24 protein-coding genes and 1 pseudogene are annotated in these 25,220 nt (G+C 36.3%); 10 read left to right on the top strand and 15 right to left on the bottom strand.

Translation table 11 applies throughout. The features are described 5' to 3' along the window. Positions 1 to 109: 109 nt before the first annotated feature. From AC0UMU_RS06185 to AC0UMU_RS06135, 11 genes are all read right to left on the bottom strand, one after another. On the bottom strand, positions 110 to 1,351 hold the full coding sequence (locus AC0UMU_RS06185) for a BT3233 family polysaccharide utilization protein (RefSeq protein WP_278714082.1): 1,242 nt from the start codon (positions 1,349 to 1,351) through the stop codon (positions 110 to 112). An 84-nt stretch (positions 1,352 to 1,435) separates the two neighbouring features. Further along, positions 1,436 to 2,230 carry a gluconate 5-dehydrogenase gene (locus AC0UMU_RS06180; protein ID WP_009316922.1) on the bottom strand — a complete coding sequence of 265 codons (795 nt, stop codon included), beginning with the start codon at positions 2,228 to 2,230 and terminating at the stop codon, positions 1,436 to 1,438. Positions 2,231 to 2,257: 27 nt separating this feature from the next. Next, entirely contained in the window at positions 2,258 to 3,100 is an 843-nt protein-coding gene (gene kduI, locus AC0UMU_RS06175) for a 5-dehydro-4-deoxy-D-glucuronate isomerase (protein WP_009316921.1), read from the bottom strand. 130 nt (positions 3,101 to 3,230) lie between these two features. Beyond that, positions 3,231 to 4,280 carry a LacI family DNA-binding transcriptional regulator gene (locus AC0UMU_RS06170; protein ID WP_022600643.1) on the bottom strand — a complete coding sequence of 350 codons (1,050 nt, stop codon included), beginning with the start codon at positions 4,278 to 4,280 and terminating at the stop codon, positions 3,231 to 3,233. Next, the gene (gene prmA, locus AC0UMU_RS06165; protein ID WP_278714079.1) at positions 4,277 to 5,125 is read right to left on the bottom strand and encodes a 50S ribosomal protein L11 methyltransferase; all 849 of its coding nucleotides are present in this window, start codon (positions 5,123 to 5,125) and stop codon (positions 4,277 to 4,279) included. The genes AC0UMU_RS06170 and prmA overlap by 4 nt, the downstream gene beginning before the upstream one ends. 35 nt (positions 5,126 to 5,160) lie before the next feature. Continuing rightward, positions 5,161 to 5,904, bottom strand: coding sequence for a tetratricopeptide repeat protein (locus AC0UMU_RS06160; RefSeq protein WP_022600645.1), 744 nt, complete (start codon positions 5,902 to 5,904; stop codon positions 5,161 to 5,163). Positions 5,905 to 5,982: 78 nt separating this feature from the next. Further along, the gene (locus AC0UMU_RS06155; RefSeq protein ID WP_270214278.1) at positions 5,983 to 7,086 is read right to left on the bottom strand and encodes a TlpA disulfide reductase family protein; all 1,104 of its coding nucleotides are present in this window, start codon (positions 7,084 to 7,086) and stop codon (positions 5,983 to 5,985) included. 151 nt (positions 7,087 to 7,237) lie between these two features. Continuing rightward, positions 7,238 to 7,720, bottom strand: a complete 483-nt coding sequence (locus AC0UMU_RS06150) for a calycin-like domain-containing protein (RefSeq protein ID WP_081705607.1) — start codon at positions 7,718 to 7,720, stop codon at positions 7,238 to 7,240. Positions 7,721 to 7,850: 130 nt separating this feature from the next. After that, positions 7,851 to 8,093 carry a hypothetical protein gene (locus AC0UMU_RS06145; RefSeq protein ID WP_022600648.1) on the bottom strand — a complete coding sequence of 81 codons (243 nt, stop codon included), beginning with the start codon at positions 8,091 to 8,093 and terminating at the stop codon, positions 7,851 to 7,853. Beyond that, positions 8,093 to 8,446 carry a phage holin family protein gene (locus AC0UMU_RS06140; RefSeq protein WP_022600649.1) on the bottom strand — a complete coding sequence of 118 codons (354 nt, stop codon included), beginning with the start codon at positions 8,444 to 8,446 and terminating at the stop codon, positions 8,093 to 8,095. Before AC0UMU_RS06140 ends, AC0UMU_RS06145 begins: the two co-directional genes overlap by 1 nt. 61 nt (positions 8,447 to 8,507) lie before the next feature. Continuing rightward, positions 8,508 to 8,714: a YtxH domain-containing protein gene (locus tag AC0UMU_RS06135; RefSeq protein WP_022390768.1), complete on the bottom strand. Its 207-nt coding sequence runs from the start codon at positions 8,712 to 8,714 to the stop codon at positions 8,508 to 8,510. 296 nt (positions 8,715 to 9,010) lie between these two features. On the opposite strand from AC0UMU_RS06135, the gene uvrA reads away from it, so the two are divergent. Then, complete coding sequence (gene uvrA, locus AC0UMU_RS06130) at positions 9,011 to 11,791, top strand: excinuclease ABC subunit UvrA (RefSeq protein ID WP_278714074.1); 2,781 nt, start codon at positions 9,011 to 9,013, stop codon at positions 11,789 to 11,791. 57 nt (positions 11,792 to 11,848) lie between these two features. Here uvrA and AC0UMU_RS06125 read toward each other — a convergent pair whose 3' ends face one another. After that, positions 11,849 to 12,748, bottom strand: coding sequence for a glycosyltransferase family protein (locus tag AC0UMU_RS06125; RefSeq protein WP_009316909.1), 900 nt, complete (start codon positions 12,746 to 12,748; stop codon positions 11,849 to 11,851). A 299-nt stretch (positions 12,749 to 13,047) separates the two neighbouring features. Between AC0UMU_RS06125 and AC0UMU_RS06120 the strand changes: the two genes are divergently transcribed. From AC0UMU_RS06120 to AC0UMU_RS06105, 4 genes are all read left to right on the top strand, one after another. Next, entirely contained in the window at positions 13,048 to 13,638 is a 591-nt protein-coding gene (locus AC0UMU_RS06120; protein ID WP_022390765.1) for an RNA polymerase sigma factor, read from the top strand. 74 nt (positions 13,639 to 13,712) lie between these two features. Next, positions 13,713 to 13,871 carry a hypothetical protein gene (locus AC0UMU_RS06115; RefSeq protein WP_009316907.1) on the top strand — a complete coding sequence of 53 codons (159 nt, stop codon included), beginning with the start codon at positions 13,713 to 13,715 and terminating at the stop codon, positions 13,869 to 13,871. Positions 13,872 to 14,329: 458 nt separating this feature from the next. Further along, on the top strand, positions 14,330 to 14,980 hold the full coding sequence (gene rpe / locus AC0UMU_RS06110; protein ID WP_009316906.1) for a ribulose-phosphate 3-epimerase: 651 nt from the start codon (positions 14,330 to 14,332) through the stop codon (positions 14,978 to 14,980). A gap of 158 nt (positions 14,981 to 15,138) precedes the next feature. Next, a complete protein-coding gene (locus AC0UMU_RS06105) occupies positions 15,139 to 17,265 on the top strand; it encodes a ComEC/Rec2 family competence protein (protein WP_278714071.1) in 2,127 nt (708 codons plus the stop codon). On the opposite strand, the gene AC0UMU_RS06100 is transcribed toward AC0UMU_RS06105, so the two are convergent. Beyond that, entirely contained in the window at positions 17,237 to 19,648 is a 2,412-nt protein-coding gene (locus AC0UMU_RS06100) for a TonB-dependent receptor (RefSeq protein ID WP_278714068.1), read from the bottom strand. The two genes, AC0UMU_RS06105 and AC0UMU_RS06100, sit on opposite strands and share 29 nt — an antisense overlap. A 157-nt stretch (positions 19,649 to 19,805) precedes the next feature. Between AC0UMU_RS06100 and AC0UMU_RS06095 the strand changes: the two genes are divergently transcribed. The 5 genes and pseudogenes from AC0UMU_RS06095 to fic all read left to right on the top strand — a co-directional run bounded on the left by AC0UMU_RS06095 (position 19,806) and on the right by fic (position 22,900). Further along, positions 19,806 to 20,333, top strand: coding sequence for a nitroreductase family protein (locus AC0UMU_RS06095; protein ID WP_278714066.1), 528 nt, complete (start codon positions 19,806 to 19,808; stop codon positions 20,331 to 20,333). A 15-nt stretch (positions 20,334 to 20,348) separates the two neighbouring features. After that, positions 20,349 to 21,140: a Rossmann-like and DUF2520 domain-containing protein gene (locus AC0UMU_RS06090; protein WP_278714064.1), complete on the top strand. Its 792-nt coding sequence runs from the start codon at positions 20,349 to 20,351 to the stop codon at positions 21,138 to 21,140. Next, a complete protein-coding gene (locus AC0UMU_RS06085; protein ID WP_009316901.1) occupies positions 21,121 to 21,642 on the top strand; it encodes a KdsC family phosphatase in 522 nt (173 codons plus the stop codon). Before AC0UMU_RS06090 ends, AC0UMU_RS06085 begins: the two co-directional genes overlap by 20 nt. 33 nt (positions 21,643 to 21,675) lie before the next feature. Then, the gene (locus AC0UMU_RS06080) at positions 21,676 to 22,257 is read left to right on the top strand and encodes a Maf-like protein (RefSeq protein WP_009316900.1); all 582 of its coding nucleotides are present in this window, start codon (positions 21,676 to 21,678) and stop codon (positions 22,255 to 22,257) included. Between the two features lie 73 nt (positions 22,258 to 22,330). Continuing rightward, positions 22,331 to 22,900 (top strand): annotated as a pseudogene (fic, locus tag AC0UMU_RS06075) (protein adenylyltransferase Fic). A gap of 387 nt (positions 22,901 to 23,287) precedes the next feature. Here the strand turns inward: fic and AC0UMU_RS06070 are convergent. Beyond that, positions 23,288 to 24,472, bottom strand: a complete 1,185-nt coding sequence (locus AC0UMU_RS06070) for a hypothetical protein (RefSeq protein ID WP_278714061.1) — start codon at positions 24,470 to 24,472, stop codon at positions 23,288 to 23,290. Between the two features lie 235 nt (positions 24,473 to 24,707). After that, complete coding sequence (locus AC0UMU_RS06065) at positions 24,708 to 25,220, bottom strand: ECF transporter S component (protein ID WP_278714059.1); 513 nt, start codon at positions 25,218 to 25,220, stop codon at positions 24,708 to 24,710.

Below are 25,220 nucleotides of genomic sequence, written 5' to 3'. Positions count from 1 at the left end.
GCCGGCTCTCGCAAAGTAAAGTATAGATATATACTAATTTCGCATCTGCTTAAATTCTATTAAAATAGAGAATCGAACATAGTCGTTATTTCTATTCTCGACTAGCATTTTACTTTATGATAGATACTGTCAACGGTTCACTCTTTAGTGAAGCCTCTTCATCAATGTATGCATTCCAATCTTCAATTGTATCGAATCCATACTTGCTCCATCCTGCTCCCCAATAATAGACTAATTCCGAACCAGGGGTATAATCTGCAATAGCAAGCACGTGACCGTCAGCTCCACCTCTCAAATCGTTTTTCTCTTTTTCTTCAAAATAGACGGCTTTTGCATCTTTGGCCGTTGGCAAAATAGCTCCGACAAATATTGTTCCGTTATTATTATTCGGATTATCGGTCGGATCAGCATAAGTAACATATCCTTTTTCTGCCGAGACTTTATATTGAGCCGAAGATTCAGGATCATGCAATACTATTCCGGCGACTACGGGAGTAGTTTCTTTCAGATTATCATAAGTCACTACAGTTTTGTTTAACTGAGAGCCGGCATCCAATGAAATTAGACGAGTTTCTACTACTGAATCTCCATTTACGATCAACGGATTATATGTCAGTTTTACCGTAAAACGCAAAGGACCGTTATCTAATACTTCAAACGTTTTATAGCAATACGGATACACAATCGTATCGTTTACCATCAACGCAGCAGTTCCACCACCCAAAGTAGGACCTACTTTATAACAATCCAATCCGTTTCCATGATCTACATGATATGATACAGATTTATACAATTCATCAGCAGCTTTGGGATCTGTTTTCTTCAATTCCGAGATACGGGCTTTTGTTTCAGGATTCAATTCTCCTTCATATCGTTTTTCAACAACCGGTTCTGCAACCGATTTTACCCAAATGTCATAACCGAATGCTCTTTCTCCAGTAGCTTGAAGAGCCGGTCCGTAAGTACGGAAAGCGATTTTATCATTTTCCCAAGCAATATCATCTACACGTTCGGGATACTGTCTTCCGCAAGTTATAGTATCAAATTTTTCAGGGATTCCGGCTTGTACAGTATATTCAACAGATGAATTAGCTTTTACCGTAACCGGAAAGATCAATTTACCATCATAAGTCAATTGGTAAGGCAGTTGCTTTCCTTGTGCATCCAAAATAACGAACTGTGCCGTATCGGATAATCCGAGCATCTCAGTCACGCTACTCATAGAAATTTCAGCTATTTCATTTTCCCGATCTATCGCCGAGTCATTCTTTACAGAAATTTTGACACTCTTACCTCCACTGCAAGAGAATCCGATAATTGCAATAAACAGTAATAAAATAATCTTTTTCATATCTTAATTTATTGGTTATTATATATACAAAGCAACCCTCTGTCTCAAAATAGAGATAGAGGGTATAATCTTATTCCCCGCTTTTTATTGGGGTTGCTTTCCGATATAAGCCAAAATACCACCATCTACATAAAGGATATGGCCATTAACGAAATTAGATGCATCAGAAGCTAAAAATACAGCCGGACCCATCAAATCTTCCGGAGTACCCCAACGGGCAGCTGGTGTTTTTGCGACAATGAAAGAATCAAACGGATGTCTTGAACCGTCAGGCTGTTTTTCCCGTAACGGAGCTGTTTGGGGAGTTGCAATATATCCCGGACCTATGCCGTTGCACTGAATATTATATTCACCGTATTCTGAAGCAATATTCTTCGTCAACATTTTGAGACCACCTTTTGCTGCAGCATAAGCAGATACGGTTTCGCGTCCCAATTCGCTCATCATCGAACAAATATTGATAATTTTACCATGTCCTTTCTTTATCATAGAAGGAATCACTGCTTTAGATACGATAAACGGACCATTCAAGTCGATATCAATCACCTGGCGAAAATCCGCTGCAGACATTTCGTGCATAGGAATACGTTTGATAATACCGGCATTATTTACCAAGATATCGATAACCCCGACTTCTTTTTCTATTTGAGCAACTAAAGCATTAACCTGATCTTCATTTGTTACATCACAAACATAACCATGTGCTTTAATTCCTTCAGCTTCATAAGCTGCCAATCCTTTTTCAACCAACTCAGGTTTAATATCGTTAAAAACGATTTTTGCACCGGCTTGTGCAAATGCAGTAGCCAAAGCGAAACCGATACCGTAAGAAGCGCCTGTTACAAGTGCAACCTTACCTTCTAATGAGAAATTTACCATATTTAATAAAGTTAGTGTGTTTAAGTTTTATCTAAGATCTGTATTTTTATAGAAATCCTGATCACCATAATCCAGATTTTCACCACCCATACCCCAAATGAAAGTATAATTACTAGTCGCAGCAGCAGAGTGTATCGACCATTCGGGCGACAATACAGCTTCATCTCCTTTCATCCAAATATGACGAGTTTCGGTCGGTTCTCCCATAAAATGGCAAACCGCATTTCCTTCAGGAACTTCAAAATAGAAATATGCTTCCATCCGGCGACTATGAGTATGTGCAGGCATAGTATTCCAGACACTACCCGGTTGCAATTCTGTCATACCCATTTGCAACTGGCATGTTTCCAATACTTGAGATACCAGCATCTTATTGATGTTACGATGATTAGACCCTTCTAATGAGCCCATTTCCGCAACTACGGCATCAGCTTTCGTTACTTTTTTATCCGGATAAGTTTTATGTGCCGGAGCAGAATTGAAATAAAATTTTGCAGGATTCTTATCATCCAAACTTTCAAATGTAACAGTCCGTTCACCTGCTCCGAGATATAATGCCTCTTTGTAATTCAAATCAAAAGCCGTATCTCCCACCTTTACACAGCCCGGGCCTCCGACATTGAATATTCCCAATTCACGACGAGAAAGAAAATGTGTCGCTTTTAACGGATCTATTGCTTCTAATGTAAGTACTTCACCTACTGGTTTAGCTCCTCCTACAATCAAACGATCATACATAGAATAAACCATATTTACTTCATTATTTACAAACAGGTTCTGAATCAAGAAATCTTCACGCAAACGAGTCGTATCATAGCTTTTCGCATCTCGAGGATTGCTCGCATAGCGAAGTTCATAATTTGTTTTCATAACTATCTAATTTATATACTTGATTATTAAATTGTTATCTTCAATTACCAATACCCTCAACTCAAACTTTACATTTAGATTGTGTAATCGATTGCACAAATGTATAAAAAAATAATCTTCAAACAATACCTTAAATATCTTTTTTTGATAAATTATCTTTTTTAATCGATGACTCTCTTATAATCAAAGAGGAGTCCAATACCTTATCGACCCATTTCCGGTTTTCCGGATCAACAGACATTTCTTCTAATAAAACTTCAGCTACTGTCTCACCCATTTTTTTATTTACCTGATCAACAGAACTTAAAGGAGGCTCTACAAAAGAATCAAAAGGTTCATTAGCAAATCCGACAATAGCAATGTCTTCAGGAACCTTCACGCCATTTTTTTTCAAAACATGCATAACCCCCATTGCCGAATAATCTCCGGCGGAAAAAATCGCATCCGGAAGAACAGGCATTGCAAGTATCTTTTTTCCAGCTTCTTCACCTGTCGCTAAAGTGATACTGTTTTCAAAAATTAAAGATGAATCTACCCGAATATCCGAATCCATCAAAGCTTGAACATATCCGTCTTGTCGGTCTTTATAAACACTAATAGCCTGAGGTCCTGATAAATGAACTATGCGAGTACAACCCTGCTTTATTAAATGCATTACTGCATTATAGGCCGCTGTCCGATTATCTATTCTCACACAACTGCTCCTCTTGTCTAACGGAACTCTATCAAAAAAAACAACCGGTACTCCTCTGCTAATAACAGCATCAAAATGTTTATAATCTGTAGTTTCTGAAGCTAAAGATATTGCCAAACCATCGATTTTCTTCGCAAGCATAGTTTTCACGATATTCTTTTCTTCTTCCCAACGTTCGTTCGACTGAGAAACTAAAACACTATAACCAGCAGCATGAGCAACACTCTCGATTCCTCCGATGACCGAAGCGAAAAAATGACGGTCGATCCTCGGAACAATAACTCCGATAACCGATCCTTTTCCCGTTCTTAAATGATGGGCTACCGGATCGGGATGATAATTCATCTTCTCTGCGAGCTCCGACACCGCTTTTTTCATCTTTTCACTAATTCTCGGATGATTTTGCAAAGCTCGTGAAACGGTTGAAGCCGAGGTATTCAGTTCTTTGGCTAAATCATATATCGTGACCTTTTGCAATGGTTTCATATATTACCTTTCTTTACGAATTTAGTACCCACCCATCGGTTTTTCTCGGTATAAGTTTCCAATACTAACCCGCAATGATTTGCCTCTTCGCATATCACAGGAATATCCTCTTTGTAAAATCCACTCATATAAAGTTCAGAATTTTCATTCATGCAAGCACTATAAATTTTCATATTCTCCAACAAAACATTCCGGTTTATATTCGCCAATATAATATCATATTTTTTACCGGCAATTTGTTCCGATCCTCCTAACAAAATATCCATATTCGAAATATGATTCAACTGAATGTTTTCAAGAGCATTTTCATAGGCCCACTCATCGATATCAACTCCCGTGACAGATTTCGCACCTCTCATACTCGCCAAAATAGACAATATGGCCGTTCCGCATCCCATATCCAACACAACCTTGTTCTCAAATGAAGTTTTAAGCATCATTTCCATCATAGTACTTGTTGTCTCATGATGTCCCGTACCAAACGACATTTTCGGATCTATCAAAATGTCATATTTTACCTCGGGTATATCGGTATGAAAAGAGCTGTGAACCACACATTCATTTCCAATTACAATAGGTGTAAAATAGTTTTTTTCCCACTCTTCATTCCAATTACGGTCTGGAATTTCGATTACAGAATAATCGATTGCACAATCGACCGGAACTAAAGCGAACGATCGTTTCATACGATCTTCATCGAATAAAGATGACGGAATATACGCAAAAAGTCCTTCTTCAAAAGAAACAAAGCTATCGAATCCGATTTCCCCTAAAAATGCAGAAAGCAAATCTGTACTTACTTCGGAACAGGGGGTTATTTGTATTTTAACTTCAATATAATTCATCCTTTTATAAGCTAATGAGATAAACTAAAATCGTATCAACCTTTCATTTTTTCCAATAAACGAGGATAAGAAACATTTTTCACATGTGCATATTCCGGATATAACTCTAAAACTTTACGATACATTTTCTGAGCTTCCACATAATTCTCTCGTTTTTCTTCTACGACCCCGATTGTTACCATTAATTGAATGTACATCCAATTATTTTTTTTCAACTCGGGATCAGCTTCCATTGTTTGTAAAGCTTTTTTATAACCTTGTAACGCTTTCTCCGTATCTCCTCCAAAGATTCCCGGCATATAGAACAAGATATTCGAATATAAAATATTTACATGCGGATCATTCGGCCCTTTAGCAATAGATTTTTTAGCTTTATTCATCATACCTTTAGCTAAGGTTGTAGCTTTCAAAGGGGATAGGGCTATTTGAAAACCTGTCAAATTAGACATGAGACCAAGTAAAAGAGGATTGTCCGGATTTGTTTTATACAGCTTCATCGCAAGCTCATTAGCCTTCCGCAAATTCTCCGATGCCTGTTTTTTCTGCCCGACATCCATCAAATGACCGACCAAACCATAATAATATGTTAAAATTTCCAACTGTCCTTCTGTATCTTGCAATTTAGGATCAGCAACCATCTTATTAATGACCCACGGCCACTGGGAAATTTTTCCATTCAAAAATAAGTTAAATGCTGTAGCTTTATAATCAATCTGCTGGGCTTTACCCCCCGACACTATACACAAAGACAAAATAGTAAAAATAAATATTCGTTTCATTTCTTCTTAATTAATGCCAAAAGAGAGGCCTACACCTCTCTTTTGTATGACAATGCAAAGATAGTCTTATTATTCAAATTATTTCAGGACTTCTTCTAATTTCTTCACCAAAGCTGAACCTTTCAAATCTTTTGCTACAATTTTTCCTTGCGGATCTACTAATATCGTATGCGGTATGCCTTGTATCGCATAAAGTAATACTGCTTCAGACTCCCATCCGTTCAAATCACTCATCTGAGGCCACGGAAGTTTTGCATTCTGAATGTATTGAATCCACTCATTTTTATTATTGTCAAACGAAACACCGATAATTTCAAAGTTCTTATTTTTAAACCGATCATATAAACTGATTAATGCCGGCATCTGTTTTCGGCAAGGAGCGCACCATGAAGCCCAAAAATCGACCAACACATATTTCCCTTTTCCAACGTAATCAGATAATGAGACCTCTTTTCCTTTCGGATCTTGCATTTTTAAATCAACATATGGCATTCCGACAGCAATATTTCGGGTATGTTCTAAAATATCCGAAAACGTCTGTATCATACGATCTTCTTTAAAAAACTGCTTTGCATCCTGGATTATCGCAGCTTGCTCCTCAGGTGAGAATAAATAACTGTTTTGGAGAAATACGTAAATTCCTGAAACGTTGTCGGTATTATTTTGTATATATTTTTGAGTCAAGATTTTCAAATTCACTTCTTCATCTGAAAATTGTTTTTTCAATTTTGTCAAGATGCTATCCGTCAATGTCCCCGTAAGGTAATCCGTCACATATTCCCGACTTAGTTGTTCCATTTTTTTATCCGTACTAAATCGAGATTCCATATAACTTTGAAATACATCATTCAACTTCGTACCTGAAACTGATGAAACTGTATCTACTTTAACTTTCAGATTTCCATTTTCCAAAATAAACAGAACCGGCATATAAGGCAATTTCTCTCTACTCTCGACTGTCAATAACGCCATAGTCGCAGTATCTTGCTTTCCTCGAAATACAAACTTTCCATTTTTTACAAAAGTACTGTCCAAGTCGACAAACGATTCATTTACTTGTTTTCGGAGTAGTACTTTTGCTCCATCTGCCATCTTATCCACAGTTCCTTCGATTGTATAGTTATTAGTACACGAAGACAGGAGCAATAAAACTCCGACAAAAAATAATAATTTCTTATACATAACAATATTTTTATACATTATGTATAAAAAACAATAGATTTCAAGGTAAAGTTCTCATGATGCTGCAAATTAACTTCTTCAAAAAGAATAAAGGGTGAAGATTTGGTCAGATCTTCACCCTTATTTTATCCTGATTTATTGAATAAAATTCTTACTTTTTCGTCCCAGTAACAGTTATATAGACTTTTTCTACCAACTCTTGTTCTGCAACAATTTTAAAAGCAACTTCATTCCCTTGAAAATTTCCTACCATAGACTTTATATATGCATCTAAACCGCCTAATACTTTCAAGGGAATATTAAGATCTGTCGAATTCAAAATAACTTTTTCACCATCTACAGAAAAAGGCACATTAGGTGCACTAATATCCATAGGGGCAGTACCTTCTGCTAATACAAGTCCAGAAATAGACAAATTAATAGATTCTTGTCCATTCTGAGTTACGGTGAATTCCTGATTTTCTAATTTTATCGGATTCTCAGATTCTTCATCGGTAATATTAACAATAATCGTACCGGTATATGATCCGGCAACATTAATACCTGTATCTTTATCATCATCGTCATCACCACATGCAGTCATAGATGTAACAGCAAACAATGCTATAAACAAATAGAATAAATTCTTTTTCATACTTACTTTTTTTACTTTTTACTCTTCTCGATTAATTTGATTTTAAAATTTGAACACAAAAATAGAGGAATTAAACTATATTTCCAAGAAAATTCTTATTTATTTACAACATCCATGCTCTATTTAAAAATTATCGAAACAGATTTTTTATTTTACGGATAATTTTTAGCCCTATCATAAAACCGTCAAATATGGCAAATCCCGTCGTTAATTTCTTCATCAATGACGAATGCATCGGATTAAAAGAAAACGGCTCTGTCAATAAATAATAAGATTCAACAAGCTTCTGCTGCTGACTTTCAATTTGTTTCTTCAGCTCTTGCTTTTGAACTAATAAATCCTCTAATGTTACCTTTTTTTCCCGGACATTCATCACATATCTTTTAAAAATAATTTGTATAGAAACCGAACTATCGGATTAATTATGAGTTGCTTCCTCAACAAAACAACGACAACTAATATCGATAGGCAAACGCAACCTATAATACCGAATGCTCCTATCAAACCAATAGCCGGCTCCAATAAATAGGCCAAAGCAAAAAGCAAATAAAAAAGAGCTCCTCCCCCAAGAATAATACTTATCATCAAAACAAGAAAAGCGGAAATAAGAATTGTAAGTTTCTCAACTCCTTCAACTTTCAATAAATCTCGTTGTAATTCAAGATACTCTTTTATTTCAGCAATCAATTGATGCACAGATACAGGTTTTGGATCATTATTTATCATAAAACACATAAACTTAAAGGACAAGTATAACACAAATAGCCATACTTGTCCTAAGAATCTTCTACTCTTTATCCGAACTTAATTCTGAAGTGATCTGATCTACCAATTCATCCATCTCATGATGGTTCAATTTAATTCCTTTTTCACGAAGGAGCTGGCAAATTCGTTTACGAGTATCCTCTCCTTTTTCCGGAGCGAACAGGACTCCCAGTGCAGCACCAACGGCTGCACCACCCAAAAAGGCAAATAATGCTGATAAATTTTTCATAATCATTTATTTTTTAGTGCTATTACAAAGTTAACAAAAATCAGATGGGTTTTATTTTTTTCCACATAAAATATTCCACTTTTTTGAGATTATTTTATTTTTTCCTTATTAAATCCCCAAAGAGAAAAAATTATATATAATGTATCTGAAAGAGACGAACCTTTTTTTATATCCACTTTAATATATTATCTTCGACTGTGTCTTAGATACTCCCGCTCGACAAAATCAAATTTTATTTGTTTTTGCGCTTGACTTATTCGTATCTTTGTAAGTTAATTTTGATTTGACCAGCCAATATGACCGATAACTCAATATTTATAAAAGGCGCTCGGGTGAATAATCTCAAAAACATCGACATTGAGATACCCCGGGATAAACTAATTGTAATAACAGGACTCTCCGGTTCAGGAAAGTCGTCTTTGGCATTCGATACTTTATATGCAGAAGGACAACGCCGGTATGTCGAAAGCCTTTCTGCCTATGCACGGCAATTTTTAGGACGCATGAGCAAACCTGAGTGTGATTTCATAAAAGGAATCCCTCCGGCAATCGCAATAGAACAAAAAGTCAATACTCGAAATCCCCGTTCCACGGTAGGCACTTCCACCGAAATTTACGATTACCTACGGCTATTATATGCTCGTATAGGAAAAACAATTTCTCCAATATCTGGGAAAGAGGTCAAAAAACATCAGACAGAAGATATAATCAGATGTATGTCTAATTATTCGGAAGGAACACGGTTCTCCGTTCTCACGGTATTGCATATTCCCAAAGGCCGAACCTTGGAAACGCAACTTGAGATTTTATTAAAAGAGGGATATAATCGTGTTGAATATAAGGGAAAAACCATTCGGATAGAAGAATTAGAACATACATCTAACATAGACACGTCATCTCTTTTCTTAATAATAGACAGAATGGCTGTTTCCTCTGAAAAAAATACAATAAGCCGATTGACAGACTCTGCAGAAACCGCATTTTTTGAAGGAGGAGGTGAATGTATTCTTAAATTTTATACTGAAAAAGGTATAGAAGAACATACATTCTCAAAACGATTTGAAGCCGACGGTATCACTTTTGAAGAGCCGAACGATCTCATGTTCAGTTTCAACAGCCCTGTAGGAGCATGCCCGACTTGTGAAGGCTTCGGTAAGGTTATCGGCATCGACGAAAATTTAGTTATTCCCAATAAAGCGTTATCGGTATTTGACGATGCCGTCATGTGCTGGAAAGGAGAAAAAATGAGCGAATGGAAAAAGAATTTGATTCGTGTAGCCGAAGCTTCTCATTTTCCCATACATCGCCCTTATTATCAACTTACCGAACGAGAAAAGGAACTTTTGTGGAACGGGAATCATCTTTTCGGGGGAATTCACGATTTTTTCAAAATGCTTGAAGAAAATCAATACAAAATCCAATACAGAGTCATGCTCGCTCGATATCGAGGTAAAACTGTTTGTCCCGATTGCAAAGGGGGTCGGCTAAAACCTCAAGCACAATATGTAAAAATCGGAGGAAAATCTATTTCGGAATTGGTAGCTTTACCAATCACAGATCTAAAAATCTTTTTCGACACTTTGGCATTAGATGAACATGATAGCATTGTCGCCAAAAGATTGCTGACAGAAATAAAGAACAGAATAGGTTTTCTTGTAAATGTCGGACTGGGTTATCTGACATTGAATCGACTATCTTCTACTCTTTCAGGAGGAGAAAGTCAACGGATCAATCTTGCAACATCTTTAGGTAGCAGTCTTGTCGGATCTCTATATATTCTGGATGAACCCAGTATCGGATTACATTCTCGTGATACAACTTTACTTATAAAAGTATTAAGAGAACTGCAAGCTTTGGGAAATACCGTAATAGTCGTAGAACATGACGAAGAAATAATTCGTGCAGCAGATTATATCATCGACATAGGACCTAAAGCAGGACGTCTCGGCGGAGAGGTCGTTTATCAAGGAGACCTGTCGAAACTTGAAAAAGCTACAAAAAGCTATACGGTTCGGTATCTTACCGGTGAAGAAAAAATCGCCCCTCCCGCCCACCGAAGGAAATGGAATAACTATATAAAAATAGAAGGAGCTGCACATAATAATCTCAAAGGGATAGATGTCATATTTCCTTTACATATAATGACAGTAGTTACCGGAGTCAGCGGTTCAGGAAAATCATCACTGGTCAGAGACGTATTTTTTAAATCTCTTTCCAGATTTTATGAAGAAGACGGGGAACAACCCGGTATATTCAACCGACTTTCCGGAGACATGCATTTAGTAAAACATATCGAATTTGTCGATCAAAATCCGATCGGTAAATCATCAAGATCTAATCCGGCAACATACCTGAAAGCTTTTGATGAAATCAGAAAATTATATGCCGACCAGCAGGCTGCTAAACAAATGGGATTTACCCCGGCATACTTTTCGTTCAACGTAGAAGGCGGACGCTGTGAAGAGTGTAAAGGCGACGGAACTATCACTGTTGAAATGCAATTTATGGCAGATATTACTCTTACATGTGAAAGTTGCCACGGGAAAAGATTTAAACAAGATATACTTGAAATCGAATATCGAGGAAAGAATATCAATGATGTATTGGAAATGACTATCAATCAGGCTATCGAATTTTTTTCGGAACAGCAAGGAAGCGCCGAGAAAAAAATCATCAAAAGACTGAAACCTCTACAAGATGTAGGATTAGGATATATTAAGCTCGGACAGGCTTCTTCGACCCTTTCGGGTGGAGAAAATCAACGGGTAAAGCTCGCTTATTTTTTGAGCAATGAAAAGCAAGAGCCTACGATATTCGTTTTTGACGAACCGACAACAGGATTACATTTTCATGATATAAAAACATTACTAAAAGCATTCGATTCTTTAATAGAAAAAGGGCATACGGTCGTAATTATCGAACACAATATGGACGTAATTAAATGTGCTGATTATGTCATAGACATGGGTCCTGAAGGAGGAGACAAAGGCGGTTTTCTTGTTTGTGCAGGAACTCCAGAAGATATTGCGTCTTGTGAAAAATCTTACACCGGGAAGTACTTAAAAGATAAATTATGATGATAAAGAAAATGCACTTGAAATTTCAAGTGCATTTTCTTTATCATCATAAATATTTTAAAATAACTTAGCAGGGTACTCTCCGGCAGCAACCAAAGCATTGATCTTATCTACAACAACCGGACGATCTAAAGCATAAGTTACACCAAACCATTTAGAAGGCGTATCCAAAACTTTAACTGTTGCGATTTTATTTTGAATCAAATGATTTACCATCAACGGAATAAAGTATTCAGCCTTAAGATTTTCTGCATTTTCTTTTAAGAACTGAACAAAATAATCTTCTGAATATTTAAAGTAATCGGGCGTAAATCCCCACATATTCATTGATACGGGAGCATTCTCGTCAACTTCTGTCCAGACATCTCCCTCTTTAAACATTACCTTTCCGTCACGCCGTTCTATTTGAGTCCGCTCTACAACAGAGGTCAGCTCATTTTTATCATTCATTTCGCAAACTCCCCGAGCAACAGAGCCACTTTCGGACAGAGTATTTCCGACACGATATCCTACCATACAATATTCATTCTGTTTTCCATCCAATTTAGACAAATAATCTGCAAGAATGGCAAAACTTTCACGGCCATAAAAATCATCTGCATTAATGACAGCAAATGGCTCTTTAATCACATCTTTCCCCATTAATACAGCATGATTAGTTCCCCACGGCTTCTCCCGACCTTCAGGAAGAGAGAACCCATCAGGTAAATAATCTAATTCTTGAAATACTACCTCAACAGGTATTATATTCTCATATTTCTTTAAAATTTTTGTCCTGAAATCTTCTTCAAAAGAATGTCTGATTACAAAAACAACTTTCCCGAAGCCACCACGCACTGCATCAAAAATAGAATAATCCATGATAGTTTCGCCATTAGGACCAAGCCCGTCTAACTGCTTCAATCCGCCATAACGGCTACCCATTCCGGCAGCCAAAACAAATAGTGTAGGTTTCATAATTCACGTTAATTTAGTTGGTAAACGAATTACAAAAGTAATAATAATGCGTAAGAAATACACTTTTTTTATCAAATCTTTTATATTCCCCTATCGTAGCTTCAATTCTTAAACAGTTAACATTTTACGTGTTAAAGCTGTTAAATATGAACTTTTAAGTAGTAAAAATAACAAGAATGCTTTTTTTTGTATAGAAAATATATTTTATTTGCAACAAATCATCAACTAATTCATTCACATAAATAAAAAACAAGAGCCTATAGAAAAACATTACTCTTAAACCAACATACTACAAGGTAATGAATAATTTAGCATCACGAACAGACGAAGAACTGGTCGTACTTTATTCGAAGGGTAATAACGAGGCTTTTGACATTCTTCTGAACAGATACAAAAACCGTATTTATTCTTATATATATTATATAGTCAAAGACAGAGAATTGACCGAGGACATTTTTCAGGAAACCTTCGTAAAAGTAATCACGACTATCAAACAAGGACGCTATGTCGAAACCGGAAAATTTCCATCTTGGATTTCCCGCATAGCTCACAATTTAATTATTGATTATTATCGTCAGGAGAAAAGTGAAAATCATTTATCTAATGACGAAATGAATCCTGATGTATTCAATCGGAAAGAATTAAGCGAAGGTACGATAGAAGACTCATTGGTACAGACACAAATCCAAGCAGATATTCGCAAACTGGTAGCTGCGCTTCCCGATAACCAAAAAGAGGTACTCATCATGCGTTATTATAAAAACATGAGCTTTAAAGAGATTGCAGACGCTACAAATGTAAGTATCAATACTGCTTTGGGACGAATGAGATATGCAATTTTAAATATGAGAAAAATGGCAGAGGATCATCACATCGAACTTTCTTTATAAAAAAATAGCATGTAAGGATAATAAAAAACAGAGTAGGCACGTTTTAATAATAAACAAAATAAAAAACAGTGCCTATGAAAAAAAGCTCTACTCCTCGACTGCTTTCAGAGAAAGCTATTGCTCCGATATTAACACCTAAAAGTTCTACGGTCGAACTTCTTAAGCAATTTGCACGGTCATATACCTACGAAAGCAAATTGCCTCAAAATCTCGGAGGATATATTCTAAACTAAGAACCTGTCTAAATTTTTCAACAAAAAAATATTATCAGGTCATCTTTATGTTTTCTTTCGGTCTTTTTTCTCGTTTTCTCTCGTCAGATAGCCCGCTATCATCCTCGTAAAAAACAGAAAAATATCATCAAAAGAAACCTACAAACCTGACCCGAGTAAAATTGAGACAGACTTTTAACCATTATCCTGTTTTTTGAAATATTCCTTTTCAAAAAACAGGATTTTAAGTTCTGATGATTGTCCGTTCATCCCCAAAGAAGCAAGATACTCTCAAAGCTTAAAGAAGTTTTAATGCTTGTTTAAATAGTTGTGTATCCAAAATTTCCAAGCTTGTTTTTCCGCTCCTGTACATCACCTAACTCGCTACATTCATTAAGCTCTTAGAGAAAATCTTTTATTTTTTGTTCATAAATCCAAATCCTATCCGTATCTTTGTATATAATCTGATTTTACAAGATATGACACATAAAATAGCACCGTCCCTCTTATCCGCTGATTTCGGCAATCTGCAGGCAGCCATAGAGATGGTAAACCAAAGTGAAGCAGATTGGTTACATCTGGATATAATGGACGGCGTATTCGTACCGAATATTTCATTCGGATTTCCGGTTTTGAAATATGTAAAAGAAATCAGTACAAAACCTTTAGATGTTCATCTTATGATCACCGACCCCATTAAATTCATCAAGGAGATCAAAGAGATTGGTGCTTATATGATGAATGTGCATTATGAGACTTGCGTACACTTGCACCGTACTGTAGAACAGATAAAAGAAAACGGGATGAAAGCCGGTGTTACACTAAATCCCCACACTCCCGTTTCTTTATTGGAAGATATTGTTTCGGATGTTGATATGGTACTTATCATGTCTGTAAATCCGGGATTCGGAGGACAGAAATTTATAGAACATTCCACTGAAAAAATCTCAGTTTTAAAAGAGATGATTTTACGGAAAAATGCTAATACGCTCATTGAGGTTGACGGCGGTATTAATTTAGACACCGGTAAAAAAGTTTTGACAGCCGGAGCAGATATTCTTGTTGCAGGAAATGCAATATTCAGCACTCCAGATCCTATGCAAATGATAGCAAAGCTTAAAGCATTATAAAAATCGATATAATACCGGAGACAGGAACTCTGATAAATTACCTCAACAACATTCTTTGTTAATCTCATTCTAATCCATATTTGAAACACACAATTCTTTATTTGTCATTTCCTGTACTCCCGTATATATCGCAAAAACAAGCCCGACATAAAAATAGCATGAAAAATTCCTTTTTTCCAATCGAAGAAGCTCCGTTTTTACGCATACTGCTTCCGTTCATAGCAGGAATTTTATTACAACATTTTTTACCTTTCCTCCATGCGATCTATATATTTTCGCTTTTAGGAATCATATTTATCATTAAATACTACAATTCGTCAAAGTTCCCGTCAAAAAGATTTATAAACCGGCACTATTTCGGTATAGCCATATTTTTTTTCCTCATATCCATAGGAATTGCAACATTATTTATAAAACAAAAAAGCGAAACGGGACATTATTCTCCCAACTATAAATATGCTATTGCAACCATCACCAATTGTAAAGAAACACAACGTTCGATTTGCTGCGAAACAGAAATAAAAGAATGGATTCAACAAAACGGACAAACGATACGTGACAATCAAAAAGCCATTCTATATTTTAAGCCGGATGACCTTTCTCGTTCCTTAATAAAAGATAATGTAATCATATTCAAACCAAAGCTCATACCCATTGTCAATTCTAAAAATCCCGAAAGTTTCGATTATGCATCTTATATGAAATACAAGGGGATTTTATACACACAATATTTAAACACACAAGATTGGAAACGGTTAGGTTACAAACAAGACAAATCTATCAAAGGTATTGCTCAAGAATTGCAAGATTCAGCATTAGAAAAACTGAAAAGAGATAATTTTTCGGAAACTTCTTATGCTATACTGAGTGCTCTACTATTAGGAAATACAAAAGAAATCACTCCAGAAATCCGTAATACGTTTTCTACAAGTGGACTTGCTCATATACTGGCTGTCAGCGGACTACATACCGGTATTATATGGTCATTGTTATACGTACTTCTTACACCGCTTGTATGGATAAAAATGTCAAAATTACGACCGATACTTACACTTATCTTTTTATGGATATACGCATTTTTAACCGGATTATCTCCATCTGCTACCAGAGCAACAATCATGATCAGTTTCATATTATTCGGACAAATTCTCGATCGTAAGGGAACATCCATGAATAATCTTTTTGCAGCAGCATTTTTCATGTTGTTATACAACCCGTATTATTTATTTAATGTCAGTTTTCAACTAAGTTTCATCTCGGTATTCTCAATTCTTTATATTTATCCGGTTCTTTATGACCTGATAAGCCCTTCTTCGAAATGGAAATCATATATAATATCGATATTTTGTGTCTCTGCCGCAGCGCAAATAGGAACATTGCCGTTAACCGTATATTACTTTCACGAATTACCTCTACTTTCTTTACCAACAAATCTAATTATTATTCCACTCCTCCCATTTGTCTTAGGAGGCGGGATACTTGTCTTAATATTGAATTATTTTGAGATACCTGCAACTTTTCTAGTAAACGGATTAGACCAAATTCTCATATATACAGAACACCTGACTAAAATAATTTCTACACTTAATTTCTCTTCTATCAAGAATATCTGGATAGAATCTCATTATGTTTCGTTTCTATTCGTTACAATTTTCACTCTTGTCTGGTCTTACCGATCACGACGCAGCGACATTCTGATTTTTACTCTTTCATTCACAGTGTTGTTTCTAACGGCAGACACCTTTTACAAAAGTCATCCTATTCAAAACGCATGGGTCGTTTACCATGATAATCACAACACAACAATTAATTTCATTGATAACGGAACTAATTATATTCTTCATTCAAATCCTGAAAAACAAGATTCGACGATAGAAAAAAAAGCCCGCAATTTCTGGATGAAAAACAGAATAGAAAATATTATACACATAAAAGACAATAGCGATCTTCAAAATCTGATAATCCGTCAGCCTTTCATATATTTTAAAGGCAATAAAATACTGTTACTAAACTCAGGATATTGGAAAAACAAAAAAAGTACTTATCTTCTTCCCATCGATTATGCTATTATCAGTAAAGGCTTTTCAGGAAAACTGTCAGATATTGCCGAGTTATTCAGCATACAGACCGTTATACTTTGTTCAGATCTCAATTACTTCAAACATCAAGCATTACAAAAAGAAGCCGATCAATTGGGCATATTTTGTTATTCGATAAAAAAATCCGGAGCATGGATATTCAATACAGATACACAACTTAGAATTCCATCGATAACCTCAGATTGAACTGCCTCATAGTAAGATAATTAGGAACAGCACTTTGATGATTATAAATATCAGTCACCCAATAATAAGAATTCACATTACTTATATCCAACAAGTTAAAGACATCCAATCCAATCCAAATACTCTTAAAATAGCGAAAAAATCCTCGTTTCATTAATCGGTCTTCTCCTCCGACCAACAAACGGGAAGCCCCTATATCGACCCTACGATAGGGTGTCGTACGAAAGTATCCGGCCTGACGTCCCAACCGAGGAGCACCGACAGGTAATCCGTCCGACCAAATTGCGCGCAAACTAAATTTATATTTTGGGAAACGGGGTACATAATCTTGAAAAAACAGTGCTACGCTATACCTCTGTTCTGTCGGGCGAGGAACTTTTATCCCTCCTATCGTTTCTTGCGTTCTCATCAATGAGAAACTTAGCCAAGAATCCGTTCCGGGAACAAATTGTCCGAAAAGCTTCAAATCCAATCCGGCAGCATACCCTTTCGATTCATTTCGTCCCGAATACCAGATACGAACATTATCTACTTCGTAAGGTATTAAATTATCCAGTTTTTTATAATATAACTCTGCTGTAAACTTAAATGGTCTGTTCACCGCCCTAAAGGAATAATCGCTACCTAATACAAAATGAATAGATCTTTGAGATTTAATAGAACGATTCAAACGCACTACATAATTTTCTCCGGTACGTACTGTATCTCTCAACTCTTTATAAAAAGGAGCTTGATAATAAAGACCTGTCGCAAACCTGAATGTCAACCGATCATTAAAGTTCGGAATGTAACCGACCGAAGCTCTCGGACTCAGAATAAACTCTTTATTAAATCCCCAATAAGAGCCACGTATACCTCCGGTAAATGTATAAAAGCCAGACTTAGCCCGTAATTTATAGGTATCTTGCGCATAAAACGAGAAACGATTGCTTTGCATATTCTGGTAAGAACTAAGACTGGAAACAAGATCGATTCCATTACCCGTATGCGGTAAAGAATATCCGGCAGAGTCACGCAGTTCCCATTCACGTACCCTGTCCTTAATTATTTCATGTTGAAAATTAACGCCATATTTCAATTCATTTTTGCCGAAACGAGTAGCTCCTTTAGCAGCTATTGCAAAAACCGAAGCATTCAAGCGATTTCGAGCATGCTCATGATAAGTTCCATACCCCAATGTCCCGGAAGTTTGCGGAACTCCACCATTATTCGCCATATCCAATTCATCAAGCCAATATTCTCCGGTAATATCATAAGCTACGATCTCATTTGTTGCAAAAGCCGAAGCCAGCAACGATAATGCGGTATATTTCGACACACCGTAATTTAAGGAAAGAGCACCGAAAAATGTCTGAAACTTATCTTTCTCCTGCCCATCAAAATAGACCTTAAACTGTGATGCTGAAGTATAAGTTCCGTATTTTGTCGTACGCTCTTGCGGAGTAAAATTATAGATATTATTAGATATATTTCCCAAAAGAGAGATATTCCAATTCGGAGAAAATTTATATGTCAAATAAGTTTGGTAATCAAAAAACGAAGGATCATACTCTCCTTTCGTATCTAAAGAACTCAATAATGTTGAATTAGTTTTATACCGGAAACCGTGTAATTGGGAAAACCTTTTCGTACTATGTCCGATCATGGCACTAGCACCTAAAAAACTGGCAGATACAGCTCCCTCAAAAGCTTCAGGCTGTTTATAGGTAATATCCAATACTGATGACATTTTATCACCATATTCTGCGGAATAACCTCCGGAAGAAAAACCGATACTACCGACCATATCCGGATTAATAAAACTTAACCCCTCTTGCTGACCTGAACGCACGAGCAAAGGCCGATATATCTCTATTCCGTTTACATAAACAATATTTTCATCGAAATTTCCTCCTCGTACTGAATATTGAGAACTAAGCTCATTACTGGAATTAACCCCAGCTAAGGTCGAAAGCATACTCTCAATGCTTCCTCCCGATGCATCCGGCATCAATCTTAAATCTTTGGCATCTATTTTCTGGAGAGTACTAGTCTGTTTTCTTATTTCCGTCACAACCACCTCTCCCAATTTTTTATCCTTAGTATAAAGCCTCATATTTAACACCACATTACCTTGCGGTGCTGCCAAAACCCTTTTTTCGGTTCGATAACCTAAACAAGAAAAAATAATCTCTATCGAATCTTGAGAAGCGACCGTCAACTCATATTCTCCTTTTAAATCGGTTAATGTTCCCTGTGTAGTTCCCCCTATACGCACATTGACTAACTCTAACCCTTGATTATCTGCATCGATCACTTTCCCGGAAATTTTTATACGAGATTGTGCTAATACAGTAGATCCGATAAAAAGAAATATAAAGAATATATATAGCTTTATTTTCATGAATTTCATTTTCAAAAGAATCTTTCTTTTCAGATATATAACGTAAAAAACATGATTTACGTATATTTACGTTTTCAAGATGTGCAAATTTACATCTTTTTATGGGGCTTTTACCACAATATAGTATCTTTGTACAGAAACATTCAACATTTACTTTATGGAAAATCTGAAAGAACTGCTTAAAAACAGACGCAGTATTCGCAAATATACCGAAGATTCCATTTCTCCGGAAAATGTAAAAGAAATACTTGAAGCAGCTTTAATGTCGCCGACGTCTAAACGGTCTCTTTGTTGGGAATTCGTCGTGATCGAGATTCCTGAACAATTAGAAAAACTTTCTCACTGTAAAGCTCAAGGAGCAAAACCTATTGCCGGCGCAAAATTGGCTATTGTTATTCTTGCTGATCCGTCAAAAAGCGATGTATGGATCGAAGATGCATCCATTGCGGCAATCCTAATCCAACTACAAGCTGAAGATCTCGGTCTAGGCAGTTGTTGGATACAAATACGAAACCGACTGACAGAAAACGGACAATCTGCTGAAGATTATGTCCGTGAAATGTTGGGAATCCCATACGGAATGGAAGTTTTGTCCATTATCACTCTGGGTCACAAAAATGAAGAAAAAAAGCCTTTTGATCCGGATAAGGCTCAATGGGAAAAGATTCACATAGAACATTGGTAACATAAAAAGATAAATATGAAAAAAATAATATTTATCGGAGCTGGTAACCTCGCTACACAATTGTCGTCAGCAATGAAAGAACAAGGTTACGATATAATCCAGATATATAGTAAAAGCCTCAAAAATGCAAAAATATTGGGGTCATCCTTATCTTGTGACTACACCGATGACCTCAATCAAATAAAAGATACGGCAGATCTTTATATTTTTTCAATAAAAGATACGGCATTACAAGAATGCATCCGATCTATCAAACCGAATAAAGCTCTTTGGGTACATACAGCCGGAAGCATACCGATGTCCGTATTCGAGCCACATGCAAAAAGGTATGGAGTATTCTACCCGCTACAAACTTTCAGTAAAAATAAAAAGGTAAATTTCTCAAATATTCCGTTTTTTGTCGAAGCTAATTCAGAGAAAGATGCTACGTTATTAACCGATATGGCTTTAAAAATTTCACAAGATGTAAGAGTCATATCTTCAGAGCAGCGAAAATACATTCACCTAGCTGCCGTATTTGCATGTAATTTCACAAACCACATGTATGCAATATCCGAGAAATTACTAAAAGAGCACGGATTACCTTTTGACATTCTGCAACCGCTTATCCAAGAAACATCTGATAAAATAAAAAAAATATCTCCAGTAACAGCTCAAACCGGTCCTGCTGTAAGATACGACGAGAATGTAATGAACAAACAATTATCGCTATTAAAAGACGACCAATTAAAAGAAATCTACCGATTATTGAGTAAAAATATTCACGCTTTTGCAATAAACATTTCTCATGAGCAAAATAAATTATGACTTATCTCGAATAAAAGCATTCGCATTTGATGTAGATGGTGTTCTTTCTTCAGATATGGTGCCTCTGCATCCCAACGGAGAACCGATGCGTATGGTAAATATAAAAGACGGATATGCTATACAATTGGCCGTCCGTTTAGGTTACAATATAGCAATTATCACAGGAGGACGTACCCAAGCCGTTCATGAACGGTTCTCCGCATTGGGAGTCAAACATATCTTTATGGGTGCAAAAATCAAAACCGAAGCATACTATCAATGGATTGAATCTTCAAACCTAAAACCGGAAGAGATACTGTATATGGGTGACGATATTCCGGATTATGAAGTCATGCAACTGGTAGGCCTACCTACTTGCCCCGCTGACGCTGCACCTGAAATTAAAGCGATATCAACTTATATATCCCCCAAAAAAGGAGGATGCGGATGTGGACGGGATGTCATAGAAGAGGTACTGAAAGCACAGGGAAAATGGATGGCTGATGAAGCTTTCGGTTGGTAAATACAAAACAAAATAAATAAAAAGTTTTATAAAATGCTGAGTCATATACAAAAGTACGATATTCTGCTGGCAAGCAATTCACCAAGACGTCGGGAATTACTGAGCGGATTAGGAATCGAATACCAAGTAACCGCCCTCCCCAATATAGACGAATCATATCCGGAAACATTACAAGGTGAAGAAATTCCCCAATATATTGCTACGGTAAAAGCCGAAGCTTACAAACCGGAAATGTCCGATAAAACCCTATTGATCACCGCAGATACAATCGTATGGTTGAACGGTAAGGTTTTCGGGAAACCGAAAGACAAAGACGATGCGAAAAATATGCTACGTACTTTATCGGGAAATATTCACACGGTGATTACCGGTGTTTGCATCACTACACAGGAAAAACAAATTTCTTTTGCTGTTTCTACCGATGTATCATTTGCAACTCTTGATGAAGAAGAAATCGATTTTTATGTAGAAAATTATGCTCCGCTCGATAAAGCCGGTGCATACGGAATACAGGAGTGGATCGGATTTGTAGGAGTAAACGGCATTAACGGTTCTTATTTTAACGTTATGGGATTACCCATACATCGACTATATCAAGAACTCAAACATTTTTAATTGCAAAATATCTTGTAATTAAAAATCCGTATTATTCTTATACCAAAAAGATCCGCTTTACAAATTTTCGGTTATGGAACAAAAGAAACAACAATATATAATAGATGAACAAAGCCTGGAGAAAGCCAAAGCCTTGTTTGAAACAAGTGATATAAATAACATTGAGGTAGGTACAAACTAAAGGATTATGCCAGATACATGAGTATTTATTCTGCGATCTATACAACTTTGTCGGAAAGGTACGTACTCAAAACATTACTAAAGGAGGCTTTCGTTTTGCAAATTCAATGTTTCTCGACGTAATACTTCCTGTAATAGAAAAATGCCGGAAACAACTTTTGAGGAAATCACAGCTAAGTATGTAGAAATGAATATTGCTCATCCATTTATGGAAGGCAACGGGCGCTCTACAAGAATATGGCTTGATCTAATTCTGAAAAAGAATCTTGGAAAAGTTGTTGATTGGCGCATGGTTGATAAAGATCTATATCTGCAAGCAATGGGACGCAGCCCAATCAATGATCTGGAACTCCGTTTTCTTTTGCAACCGGCACTAACCGAAAAAGTCGATGATAGAGAAGTGATATTTAAAGGGATAGAACAATCGTATTATTACGAAGGATATAGCAAGGACAAAATTTAAATTTTAAAATAAACATGGAAATACTTTTCATCTCTTCTATTGTATTTACAATTAATGAATTAAACACCTAAATTCTCATTTAATCATGAAAAAATTATTATTACTATTATTTCTTGTTTTTCCGTTGATTAGTACAGATATCAAGACAGAAACAACGCAACCAAATGAAGCGGTTTATATTTGTACAAAATCCAAATTGAAAATCTATCATCGTAATCCCAAATGTCGAGAATTGAGAAAGCAGTGTAATGCTTCTTCAATAAGAAGGATTACATTGAAACAAGCTGAACAAATGAAGCAAAAAGCTTGTAAAATATGTTTCCGACTTCAAAATAATTAGGATATGTAACTTTCTCGTACCAATCGAGTTATACATATTATTATTCGTTAATAGATTTCTACTCGTGCCCGATAGTGAGATTCCGGAGTTAGTGGAGATAAAGATAAATATCCTTTGATGATTTTCCCGTCATGGATAATTAACGGATTATCTTTTGTCCGAGTTAAATGATCTGTATATAAAGCTGCAGAATCAGGATTATAATCGACAACATATATTCCTTTCGATCCGGGTGCTGTATAACGATCATAAAAAATGCGGGATACTACACCCATATTCATTCTCAGATTCAATTCGATACAAGGATTCAGACGATACTTACCGTTTTCTTTATAAATCATCATATCGATACCGAAATATCCTTTATAATAAGGTGCAACTTTTACCGACAATAATTCTTGTAACGCTATCTTTACAGATTCTATACGTTCCGTAGCCACATAAATTGACAAACAAGATAATATATCAGCATCTCCAGTCAAAATATTTCCGGTATACACCCCCTTTTTGTTTGTATCAAACAACGAATACCCGGCAAAAACTACGGATGAGACTCCATCTGAATGAAACTCCATGGCAAAATCCTGCACTTTTTCATAAAACGGTTCTCCCATTATACTTCCTTGCCGACGTAATATTCCTCTACTCCAGCGCTCAAGTGTCGTATCATATACACCACGTCCCCAGCTCAATCCTTTACCACTTCCTGACCATGGAGCTTTAAGAACTGTCAACGGAGCAGATTGTATATAGCGGCACACAGACTCAGTCGTATATAATTCTTCCGGTAACAAATCTGGGATATCCCCTATTCCATAATCTCTTAGTCCTTTTAATATTTCAAGTGTTTGATTTCTATGATATAAGCGTTTCTGTTCTTTTAGAAGAACATTTCCCGGTAATAAACGATCCGATACCCCCATACGTAAAAAACGTCTGGCAATTTCAGGACTCCACCCCCAAGGAATGCAAGCTGTCCAATTCTTATCGGGTAAACGACCCTTTAGCACAACCTCAGAAAAGCATCCCAAAGAGGCTCTCTCGGAATGCATCCAATCGATATATCTTTCAGAAGGAACTATTACATCATCACCATTCTCTGCATACCAAACCGGCAAGAACGCCAAATCTTCAGCTATAATTCTGGCTCGAGGAGGAGGCATATAATTTTCACCGCCATTAGCGACAGAAAGATCATTCTCGGGATTAAAAATATAGAGAGCACCAGACATATTTACACTATTCTGGCTGCAAAAATAAGAGTTTTATTTTAATGGATATTTAAAGCCTATCTAAATTTTGCTTTGAGAACTTATTATAGACTTAAAGGATTCGTCAAGCATATATAGATAATAAAACAAAAAAGAATCCTCTCTTTACGAAAAGCTATTATTTTGATTAACCGACTTCAAATAATTATGTATTATTCGACTGGCTCTTAGAGCCAGCCTTAGTTTCTCTTATTAATTATTTATATATTAGATATTTAATAAATAAATATCCTCCTATAACCTGAAAGCACATTCCCGGTAATCCGATACGAAAATCCTGTATCGTAAGGTAAAGATCATCAGAAATCGCCCATTCTCCCAATGTCCCAAGAAACTGATAAGTCAAAACAACGGCTAATAATATAGGTATAGATACACGTTTAAAGTGATCTGCTGCATAGCCTGCCGCTACAGCCAGTACAACAGATTTAAAAAGAATACCGGGCAACACTTCAGGAAAAGGCATACCGAAAAACAGAGAATTCAATATCGGAGATAGTACACCTGTCAATAGACCTACTTTCCAGCCATATTTATATGCTCCTATAAGAGTAAAAAAGTAGATCGGCAACCAAGTAATACCTCCTTGAGGAATAAGATGACATAATTGGGGCAATACCATATTTCCCAATATAAATAACATTGCCACCATATATGTTCTCATATCTCGATAATCGAGAGCATAAAGATTAAGAGTTGTTTCTTTCAT

It is taken from the genome of Coprobacter fastidiosus (assembly GCF_982245605.1).
The sequence above is the reverse complement of the archived record's forward strand: the minus strand, read 5'-3'. Positions and strand labels throughout refer to the sequence as shown.